The 1,754-nt window shown below is 76.6% G+C and carries 1 pseudogene; it reads right to left on the bottom strand.

From position 1 onward, the window contains the following. Nucleotides 1-1,754 (bottom strand): annotated as a pseudogene (locus tag ACTUAL_RS20075) (hypothetical protein); the annotation flags it as partial.

Here is a 1,754-nt window from a genome sequence, read left to right as displayed (position 1 = left end):
GCCGCACTCCTCGAAGTCGGCGAGCGCGGCGTGGGGGCGACCGGCGGCCAGGTGGGCGTGGCCCCTGGCGCGCAGGTACACCGCCCAGTGCCAGGTGTCGCGCACGGTCACCGGGACGCTGCGCTTGAGCTGGGCCTCGGCCTCGTCGTGCTTGCCCGCCGTGGAGGTGGCGAGCACGAGGGCGGCGAGCGGGGAGGCGATGGCCTGTCCCCAGTTGCGCGGGGACAGGGTGGCCAGCGCGAGGCGGGCCTGGCGCTCGGCGCCCGCCAGGTCGCCCTCCAGCAGGGCGATGTGGGCGCGGGCGTCGGCGAGGGTGGCCTTCCAGGTGGTGTTCTGGCCGGTGCCCAGCTCCTCGCGCAGCGCGTCGTGCCAGTGCTTCGCGCGGGTGAGCGCCCCGCACGCGGCGAGCGTCATGAGGGCGTGCACGACCAGTTCCGGCGCGCTGTCGGGCATCCACCGGTTGCGCAGGACCCACTCGGCGGCGGCCAGGAGGTCCTCCTGGTGGTCGCGGGCGAGCGCGGAGCGGCGGTCCCCGGTGGCGGGGCGGACGGCGGCGGCCACGGTCGGGTGCTGCCAGCGGACCCAGTCGCGCAGGACGCGGTGCTCGGCCAGGACGGGGCTGCCGGGCCTGGCGGCGGCCTCCTCCATGCGGCGCAGGGTGGTCCCGGCCTCGGCGCGGCGGCCGTGCCAGAGCTGGTAGCGCAGCAGGGCTCCGGTGTCGCGCGGGTCGAGGTGGCCGCGCTCGGCGGCCTCGGCGAGCGCGGGCAGGTGCCTGGCGACCACGGACGGTGTTGTTCGCCACTGGACGGCGGCGAGCGCGGCGAGCAGGGCGGCCTGGCCCGGCTCGTCGTCGGCGGGGCAGGCGGCGCGGGCGAGCTTGAGGCAGTCGGTGGCGTGGTCGAGGCGCTGCTCGACCAGGGCGCTGGCGGCGGCGTCGCGGAGCACGGACCCCGACCAGGGCGCGGTGGCCGCGCCCGCCGCGACCAGGTGGGTGGCGATGTCGCCGCTGGGCAGGCCCTCCACGTAGAGCAGCTCGGCGGCGCGCTGGTGCAGCTCGGTCAGCTCGTCGGCGCCGATGTCGCCGAGGACGGCGGCGCGCACGGCGGGGTGCCGGAAGCGGCCGTCGTCGAGCAGGCCCGAGCTGTTGAGGGAGGTGACGGCCTCGGTGGCGGCGGTGGTGAGCCCTGGGAAGCGGCAGAGCAGTTCGGGGGTGGCGTTCTCGCCGAGGACGGCGACGGCGCGCACGACCTCCAGCAGCTCCGGGTCCCAGCGGTGCAGGCAGGCCAGGACGGCCCTGCGGAACGCCTCGCCGATGACGACGGCGTCGTCGGCGGTGTGCTCGGCACCGCCGAGGTGGGCCGCGCGGTGGTCCTGGAGCAGCGCCTTGACCAGCAGCGGGTTGCCGCCGCTGACGGCGTGCACGGTGAGGGCGGAGGCGGAGGCGGCGGTGGCCGGGTCCAGCTCCCTGGTGATGACCTGGGCGACGCCGCGCGGGGACAGCGGGGACAGGCGCATCCCGGTGAAGCGGGACATGCGGGTGAGCTCGGCGCGGAACAGGGCGTTGACGCGGCGGGAGTGGTCGGACTCGGTGAGCACGACGATCATTCGGGCGGTGTCGATCCGGCGCAGCAGGTACAGCAGCGCCTGGAGGCTGAGCAGGTCGGCGTGCTCGACGTCGTCCACGGTGATGGCGACGGGGCGGCGGCGGGCGATCTCCAGGAGTTGTTCGCAGGCCTCGCGGATCGCCTGCGGGG

Source organism: Actinosynnema sp. (assembly GCF_052038725.1).
This window is presented reverse-complemented; position numbering and strand designations above follow the sequence as displayed.